The organism is Dyella sp., from assembly GCF_036568765.1.
Taxonomy (GTDB): Bacteria; Pseudomonadota; Gammaproteobacteria; order Xanthomonadales; family Rhodanobacteraceae; genus GSA-30.
In genome coordinates this window covers 1-8,351 of record NZ_DATCRY010000031.1, presented here as the reverse complement: position 1 = coordinate 8,351, position 8,351 = coordinate 1, and the positions used below count along the sequence as shown (strand labels likewise).

General features: G+C 62.6%; 9 protein-coding genes. 1 reads left to right on the top strand and 8 read right to left on the bottom strand.

What is annotated here, in order from left to right:
- The 4 genes from cyoE to VIM98_RS03010 all read right to left on the bottom strand — a co-directional run.
- Window positions 1-721, bottom strand: a 721-nt coding sequence (gene cyoE / locus VIM98_RS03025; protein ID WP_331991613.1) for a heme o synthase, incomplete at its 3' end; no start/stop codon positions are given.
- Window positions 718-1,887 (bottom strand): COX15/CtaA family protein, encoded by a 1,170-nt coding sequence (locus tag VIM98_RS03020; protein ID WP_331991612.1) that lies wholly within the window; start codon window positions 1,885-1,887, stop codon window positions 718-720. The genes VIM98_RS03020 and cyoE, both read right to left, overlap by 4 nt.
- A complete protein-coding gene (locus VIM98_RS03015) occupies window positions 1,887-2,456 on the bottom strand; it encodes a hypothetical protein (RefSeq protein ID WP_331991611.1) in 570 nt (189 codons plus the stop codon). Before VIM98_RS03015 ends, VIM98_RS03020 begins: the two co-directional genes overlap by 1 nt.
- Window positions 2,453-3,193 carry an SURF1 family protein gene (locus VIM98_RS03010; protein ID WP_331991610.1) on the bottom strand — a complete coding sequence of 247 codons (741 nt, stop codon included), beginning with the start codon at window positions 3,191-3,193 and terminating at the stop codon, window positions 2,453-2,455. Before VIM98_RS03010 ends, VIM98_RS03015 begins: the two co-directional genes overlap by 4 nt.
- 59 nt (window positions 3,194-3,252) lie before the next feature.
- On the opposite strand from VIM98_RS03010, the gene VIM98_RS03005 reads away from it, so the two are divergent.
- Window positions 3,253-3,468: a twin transmembrane helix small protein gene (locus VIM98_RS03005; RefSeq protein WP_331991609.1), complete on the top strand. Its 216-nt coding sequence runs from the start codon at window positions 3,253-3,255 to the stop codon at window positions 3,466-3,468.
- A 245-nt stretch (window positions 3,469-3,713) separates the two neighbouring features.
- Here the strand turns inward: VIM98_RS03005 and VIM98_RS03000 are convergent, their stop codons facing one another.
- From VIM98_RS03000 to VIM98_RS02985, 4 genes are all read right to left on the bottom strand, one after another.
- Window positions 3,714-4,601, bottom strand: a complete 888-nt coding sequence (locus tag VIM98_RS03000) for a cytochrome c oxidase subunit 3 (protein WP_331991608.1) — start codon at window positions 4,599-4,601, stop codon at window positions 3,714-3,716.
- Between the two features lie 261 nt (window positions 4,602-4,862).
- A complete protein-coding gene (gene ctaD / locus VIM98_RS02995) occupies window positions 4,863-6,479 on the bottom strand; it encodes a cytochrome c oxidase subunit I (RefSeq protein WP_331991607.1) in 1,617 nt (538 codons plus the stop codon).
- Between the two features lie 64 nt (window positions 6,480-6,543).
- Window positions 6,544-7,506 (bottom strand): cytochrome c oxidase subunit II, encoded by a 963-nt coding sequence (gene coxB / locus VIM98_RS02990; RefSeq protein WP_414650181.1) that lies wholly within the window; start codon window positions 7,504-7,506, stop codon window positions 6,544-6,546.
- Window positions 7,507-7,527: 21 nt separating this feature from the next.
- Window positions 7,528-8,013, bottom strand: coding sequence for a DUF2244 domain-containing protein (locus VIM98_RS02985; RefSeq protein WP_331991606.1), 486 nt, complete (start codon window positions 8,011-8,013; stop codon window positions 7,528-7,530).
- Window positions 8,014-8,351 lie beyond the last annotated feature (338 nt).

Sequence of the window (8,351 nt, the reverse complement as noted above, 5' to 3'; positions counted from 1 at the left end):
CCGCCGCACCGCCCAGGTAGACCAGCCCGCTATAACCGGTCAGCGCCGGCAGCAAGGTCACCAGCACCAGTAGGATCGTATAGAACAGCACGTGCCAGCGCGTGTAGACCACACCGTGCGTTACCGGCAGCATCGGCACTTGCGCGCGTGCGTAATCGTCGCGACGGAAGATCGCCAGCGCCCAGAAATGCGGCGGCGTCCATACGAAGATAATCAGACACAGCTGCAAGGCAAACGGGTGCAGCGCACCGGTCACCGCGGTCCAACCGAGCACCGGCGGAATCGCACCCGCCAAACCGCCAATCACGATGTTTTGCGGCGTCGCCCGCTTCAGATAAGCGGTATAGATCACGGCGTAACCGATCAGCCCGCCGAACGTCAGCAAAGCGGTCAGCGGATTGACCAGGAACACCAGCACCAGCATCGACAGCACACCAAGCGCAAGCGCGAAGCTCAACACCTGCGACGGCGCAAGATGACCGGTAGCGAGCGGACGATGCGCCGTGCGCGCCATCAGCTTGTCGATACGTTGATCGATAAGGTGATTGAATGCCGCCGCCGAGGCCGAGGCCAGCCAGATACCGAGCGTACCGAACACGAGGCTGCGCCAGGGTGGCACGCCCGGTACCGCCAGGAACATACCGATGACCGCGCAGAACACCAGCAGCGCGACGACACGCGGTTTGGTCAATTGCAGGTATTCGCCGAACTGCCCGCTCATCGGCGTACCCCCAGATCCGCGAACACCGCTTCGTCATGGCGTCGCTGCGTGCGCGCCAACGTCGCTAACAAGACAAACAATAATAAGGCGGCCATGCCGTTGTGCAACGTCGCCACCGGCAGCGGCAAGCCGAAATGCACGTTGCTGATACCCAGCAGGACCTGCGCGACCAACACCACGGCGATGGTCAATCCAAAGGCGCGCAGCCCACGCCGCGAAACACGCACCGCAAGGAAGGCCAGATAGCAGAACACCACCAGCGCACCGATGCGATGAGCGATCTGGATCGCACTGCGTGCAGCCATGTCGAGCACACCGCCTTCGTAGTTCACGCCGATGCCGCGCCAGAGCACGAAAGCTTCCTTGAAATCGGTCGGCGGCGCCCACTGCCCCAGGCATGTCGGGAAATCGGTGCCGCAGGCAAGCGCGGCGTAATTCGCCGACGTCCAACCACCTAGCGCAATCTGCCCAATCAGCAACACGATCCCGATCGCCACCAGGCGCCGCAGTGCCGCGTAGCCATCGTCGTACGCGCCCACGCCGGCATAGCGCAGCGCCGCATAGGCCAACAAGGCGAACGTGCCGATACCGCCGAGCAGATGTCCCATCACCACGATCGGCTTGAGCAGTAAGGTCACTGTCCACATACCGAGCATCGCCTGGAAGATAATCACCGCAAGCGCCAGCACACTGATGCGCCACGCACCCGGCTTGCGCAGGCCGATCGCCGCGACCAGCGGCAAAGCAATGGCGAACAGCGAAAGCACGGTCGACCAAAGGTGCTCGCCACGGATGTACAGGATCGTGCCGCTCGCCGCGAACACGGCACCGAGAATCACCGCAATACGCGCCCAACGTGTACGCCAGCAAGCAATCAACGCCAGCGCCAGAACCAGCGTGCCCAAGGTACCGGCGAGAAAGCGATGCACCTGCTCGCGCCAGGCCTTGTGCGTCTCGAACGGGCGATCGGGGAAGGCCTGGTTGGCCTGCGCGATCTCGTGCTGATGCTCCGGCCACGTCACCTGGCCGTAGCACGTCGGCCAATCCGGGCAGGACAGGCCGGCATTGGACAAGCGCACGAACGCACCGAACATCACCACGCCAAATGCGAACACCGCCGCGAGCAAGGCAAGGCCACGCAGGATTTTCACGGAGCGGACTGACATCAGCGAATCACCTTTTGCAGATCTTTGTGCAGACCGATCGGATCGAAGCCGGCAGGATACAGCGACAGTGCCGTGCCGTTGGATTCGACCAGTACCGCGCTGACGCTGTCGGGCGATTGCGGCGCAAAGCCGGCCAGTTTGCCGTCCACATCGCGTCCGACCTGCCAGTAGTTATCCAGCGCCTTGCGCGCGTCTCCCGTCGGCGGAGCACCTACGTACAACAGGCGCAGGCGCTTGGCGTTCTGGTTGAGCGTGATGCGAGCCCAGGCAATACGCGTGAGGGTATCCAGGCAGTGTGTCGCGCAATCCGGGCCGGCGAGCACCAGCAGGGTCAGCTTCGGCTCGGCGCCGCGCCATACCCATTGACCGCCTTGATCCAGATCGATGCGCAGCTGTTCCTGTTCGAAATTGCGTTGGGGCGAGATCGGCAAACCGTTGCCCTTCGCCGACGGTTGCCAGCCGCTGAACGTAAGGAGGCTGGCGATCAGGATCGGCGCCATGAAGACGCCGACGATCAGCAGCAGCTTGAGGCGACTGGCACGCAGCCCGGGCGGTGCTTGGTTAATCATGCGTGATCCGTTTTCTTCGGTTTACGGCGCCGATGCAGCACGGCGAAGATCGCGACAGCCACGACGGCGAATGTGAACCATTGGAAGGCATAGGCGCGGTGCCGCGCCGGTGGCATCGAGGAGAAATCCAGCGTGTGCTCGCGCATGTAGATCGATGCGGGATCGGCATCGAGCGCCAGTACGCGCGGATAAAGCGCCTGGCCCAGGTCGCGCTGCACCTGCTTGAGGTCCAGATAGATCGTGGTCTTGGGCCAATGCGCCTGCGTTGCCAGCGCATCGCCGCCCATGGCGAAACCGACGCCCGGCGGCGGCAGATAAAGACCTTGCAAGCTCTGCTCGCCCGTGGGCAGCGACGGCAGCTGTGGCGCCTGCTCCGATCCATTACCGGGCAGGAAGCCGAGGTCGACCAATAGCAGCGTATTGCTGCTTCGCAACACGAACGGTACATAGACTTCCACGCCACCGCGCCTATCGTGCTTGGGGTTGTCGAGCAGATAGACACGATCGGCGCGATAACTACCTTGCACTCGCACACGCGGAAATGCCTGTGCGGGCGGCGTTTCGGCCACATCCGCGAAGTTGCTCAGGGGTGCTTGCGCCGATGCGGCATACCGCCGCAGAAGTTCGTCCTTTTCGTCTGCGCGATGCAATTGCCACACGCCAAGCCGCAGAAAAACAAGGCATCCGGCCACGGTCAGCAGCACAGCCCACCAACGCGGACGACGCCAGCCGCTCACGCGTTGCATCCCTGCGTGACCGCTATACTCGCGTTGTCAAATCCGCTCGGAACAATCACGTGGAAACCGTCTACAAGTGCGCGCTGGTGGTCATGTTGGTGGTGGTTCTGTTCAATCTCGGCCAGGCCCTGTTTTTCATGATGACCGACAAGGACGGCAGCAAACGGACCGTCTGGGCGCTGACGCGCCGTATCGGTCTGTCCATCGTGCTGATCCTGATGGTCGTCTTCGGCGTCTGGATGGGCTGGCTTCATCCGCATGACGTCGGCCAGTGATTGTAGCGGGAGCATGGGGAACGCGCCTCGAGCGCGACAATTGGTTCTCTGGGGTTAGTCGGGCTGCTATGCGGCTCAGTGAGGTCTGCGGCGGAGCCGCCTGCGAGGCCGGTCGCTTACGCTCCCTGTGAGGAGGAATGCTCGGCTCTTTCTCCTCACAGCGAACGTAGCGAGCGACCTCGCTGCCCAACAAAAAACCCGCCAGACGGCGGGTTTTTTGTTGGGCGGAGCGCGTAAGGCGCCCCTCAAAGAATATAGACGAACATGAACAGGCCGAGCCATACCACGTCCACGAAGTGCCAGTACCAGGCCACCGCTTCGAAACCGAACTGGTGTTCCTTGTTGAAATGACCGCGCGCCACGCGGAACCAGATCACCGCCAGCATGATCGTGCCCAGGGTCACATGCAGGCCGTGAAAACCGGTCAGCATGAAGAAGGTCGAACCGTAGACGCCGCTACCCAGGGTCAGGTTGAGCTCCTTGTAGGCCTCCATGTACTCGTGCGCCTGGAAGTTCAGGAACGTCGCGCCAAGCAGCACGGTCAAGCCCAGGAACAGCAGGATGCGACCGCGATGACCGGAATTGAGCGCGTGATGGGCAATGGTGATCGTCACGCTGGAGGTCAGCAGGATCAGCGTGTTGAGCAACGGCAGGCCCCACGGGCCGATGGTCGAGAAACGACCGCCGATCCCTTCCGGACCGCCACCGCCGCCCGCACCCCAGGCCGCCGTGTAATTGCTCCACAGGAACTGATGGGTCAGCACGCCGTGACCTTCGCCGCCCAGCCACGGCACCGAGATGGCACGGGCATAGAACAGCGCGCCGAAGAAGGCGGCAAAGAACATCACTTCGGAGAAGATGAACCACATCATGCCCATGCGGAACGAGCGATCGACCTGGGCGTTGTAACTGCCGGCCAGCGATTCCTTGATTACCGAGTGGAACCAGCCGAAGAACATCAACAAGATGCCCAGCACGCCCACACTCAGGAGCGAACGGCCGAAACCGGCTTCGCCAGGCGGCGCGTTCAGCCAGTGCGCGGCACCGAGCACGGTGACGAACATCACGACCGCGGCCACGATCGGCCAGTAGCTCTTGGTCGGTACGAAATAAGCGCCTTGCTGATGACCCATGGTGGGACCCCGTGGATGTCTCTTGTGTACGTAACCGCCCCGCGCCTTCGCGGGGAACTGCTTTTACTTGAACCGCACCATCTGCAGGATCGAGAGCAGGAAGATCGCGACCGCGATAACCGCCACGATCAAGGCGGTGCGCTTGGCGTTGCGGTTGCGTGTGGCTTCCATCGGATCCTCTTGCCTGCTCGGGTTGCTCAAGTTACCGGTACCTCATGTCTTGGCCTGCGACCGTGGCCGCAGGCCCAGCTCGAAAACGAATCAATCGTCGACGTGACCGTGCGCCAGCTCCGAATCGTGCACCACCGGCGGCACTTCGAAGGTGTGGTACGGCGCCGGCGACGGCACGGTCCACTCCAGGCCCTTGGCGCCTTCCCAGACGCGGTCGGTGGCCTTCTTCTTGGAGAACCACACCGCATGAACCAGCACGCCCAGGAAGATCAGCTGCGAGGCGCCGAACAGGAAGCCGCCGATCGAGCTGACCATGTTGAAGTTGGCAAAGGCGACGTTGTAATCCGGGATACGGCGCGGCATACCGGCGAGGCCCAGGAAGTGCTGCGGGAAGAACAGCACGTTCACCCACACTACCGAGTTCCAGAAGTGCACCTTGCCCCAGAACTCGCTGTACATGTGGCCGGTCCACTTCGGCAGCCAGTAGTACACCGAGGCAATGATCGCGAAAATCGCGCCGGTCACCAGCACGTAGTGGAAGTGCGCCACCACGAAGTAGGTGTCGTGATACTGGAAGTCCGCCGGTGCCAGCGCCAGCATCAGGCCGGAGAAGCCGCCGATGGTGAACAGGATCACGAAGGCCACCGCGAACAGCATCGGCGTCTCGAAGGTCATCGAGCCGCCCCACATGGTGCTGACCCAGTTGAAGACCTTCACGCCCGTCGGCACCGCGATCAGCATGGTGGCGTACATGAAGAAGATTTCGCCACCCAGGGGCAGGCCCACCGCGAACATGTGGTGCGCCCAGACGATGAACGACAGGAACGCGATCGAAGCGATCGCGAACACCATCGCCTTGTAGCCGAAGATCGGCTTGCGCGCGAAGGTGGGAATGATCTCCGAGACCAGGCCGAAGGCCGGCAGGATCATGATGTAGACCTCGGGATGACCGAAGAACCAGAAGATGTGCTGGAACAGTACCGGGTCACCGCCGCCGGCGGCATTGAAGAAGCTGGTGCCGAAGTACTTGTCGGTCAGCAGCATCGTCACCGCACCGGCCAGCACCGGCATCACCGCGATCAGCAGGAAGGCGGTGATCAGCCAGCTCCATACGAACACCGGCATCTTCAACAGATCCATGCCCGGCGCGCGCATGTTGAGGATGGTCGCGATGATGTTGATCGCACCCATGATCGAGCTGATACCCATCAAGTGCACCGCGAACACCACGTAGGCGGTCGAAGCGCCCTGCAACGACAGCGGCGGATACATGGTCCAGCCGCCGGCGGGGCCGCCGCCCGGCATGAACAAGGTGGACAGCAGCAGCGCGAAGGCGAACGGCAGGATCCAGAACGACAGGTTGTTCATGCGCGGCAGCGCCATATCCGGCGCACCGACCATCAGCGGGATCATCCAGTTGCCCAGGCCGACGAAGGCCGGCATCACCGCGCCGAAGATCATGACCAGCGCATGCATCGTGGTCATTTCGTTGAAGAAGTACGGCTGCACCAGCTGCATGCCGGGCTTGAACAGTTCCGCGCGGATCACCATCGCGAAACTGCCGCCGATGAAGAACATCAGCAGCGAGAACACCAGGTACAGCGTACCGATGTCCTTGTGATTGGTGGACATGCACCAGCGCACGAAGAAATTCTTCGGTGCGCCATGATGATCGTCGTGGTGGTCGTGGGCGGCTTCGTGGGCCATGGCCTTGCACCTCTACCTAATACGAATCGAATCTCGAGTGTGGAAGCGAGCGCTGTAAAGCGGCTCAGCCCTGCGGAACGGCGGCGGCCGGAGCGGCGACCTGCGCGGTCTTCGGCGCGGCGGCCGTCGACGCGCTGGCGGGTGCCGCAGGCGGAGCCGGCGGATTCGCCGCGGCCTGCTTGGCCGCCAGCCACTGCTCGAACTCGGCCTTCGGCACGGCCTTGACCACGATCGGCATGAAGCCGTGGTCCTGACCGCACAGCTCGGCGCACTGGCCGCGGTAGACACCCGGCTCCTTGATGTTGGTCCAGGCCGCGTTGACGATGCCTGGGATGGCATCCATCTTCCAGCCCAGCGCGGGCACCCACCAGGAGTGGATCACGTCGCCAGCGGTAATCACGAAGCGGATCTTGGTGTTCACCGGCACCACCAGCGGCTCATCGACATTGAGCAGGTAGGTGTTGTAACCGTCCACCTTGACCGCGTTCGGATCCATGCCCGAACCCAGCTGGCGGGTCTCGTCGCTTTCGCGGTCGAGCTTGGACATGAAGCCGACCTTGTCGATCGACTTGCCCATGTAATCGACATAGTCGTAACGCCACTTCCACTGGAAGCCGGTGACCTTGACGGTCATCTGCGAGCCGGTGGTATCGGCGAAGGTCTTCAGACCGTTGGTGGCCAGGTAGGCCAACACGATCAGGATAATCACCGGGATGGTGGTCCAGACGATTTCCAGATGGGTGTTGTGCGTCCACTTCTCCGCCACCGCGCCGCGCGATTTGCGGAAACGGAACATGGCGATGAACATCGCACCGAACACCAGGATACCGATAACGACGCACACCCCGAGCGCGACGTTATTGAGGAAATACGCCTCGGGAGACCATTCGGAGACGCCGCGAGTCATGTTGAGCTGACCGGGCTCCGGGTTGGCCTGGGCCATGCCGCAGAACATCGCCAGGGCGAGAGTCGCCCATGCCGTTACCGTTCGCTTGAAAACCCCAGGCCTGATGCCGCCAGATGTCATGCTTTACACCCTTTGTTGAACCTACCTGCGCGACTGGCTGTTGAGGTCGGCCAGCAGCACCATGAGTTTCTTCGACAGCTCGACGCGTTCCTCGTCAGCCAGGAAAGCCCCGATTTCCAACGCACGACCGTGCGACGTCAGCCATAGACGATGCCCTCCCCGGCCCGGCTTCAGCTGCACGCGAACCCAATACGGCTGGAATCGCATACTGCGCCGGCCTGGCAGCGCACGCACCTCCAGCGACGCTTCGTCGAGGGTGATGCGTTCGCTACGGTCACCGGCTCGCCAGGCTACGCCCAGCGCGAATGCCACCGCAGAAGACTCCAGCAGAGCGAATAACGGAGCAAAGACATTCCCCTGCCACGCACCCACCCCGGCCGTCGTCAACGCCAGCGCCGCCAATACCCCGATCAAGCGACGCAGGTCGCGGCGACTGAGTGCACGATTAGGCTTGAGCCACATCGTCACGCACGGCAGGCCGGCGGCAGCTGGTCGAAGCACGATCATGGGGATCCGGCGTGCCTGGAACATTCGGATGATAGGGCGCGCAGGGGGGCAGGGGCAAGAATGACGCACGCGCTTGACATGTTGCGCGCGGATCACCATGCGGAAGCGAAAGTATTTGCTGTCGTCTTTGCGTGGGGCTTTGCAGAGAGGAGGGGCGAGTAGCGAGGGCGCCAAAACCGACCGCATGGGCCAGCTTCATAGGTGCGACGCGTTCCTCGTGCCACTGGATGCGGCGGACTATCGCACTTGCGCCCTCGCTACTCGTCCCTAAGGCAGGCCCCTGACACCCCTTGTATAGGACCCATACGGATGCGTTCCCCCCGCCCCCACCTTACAAT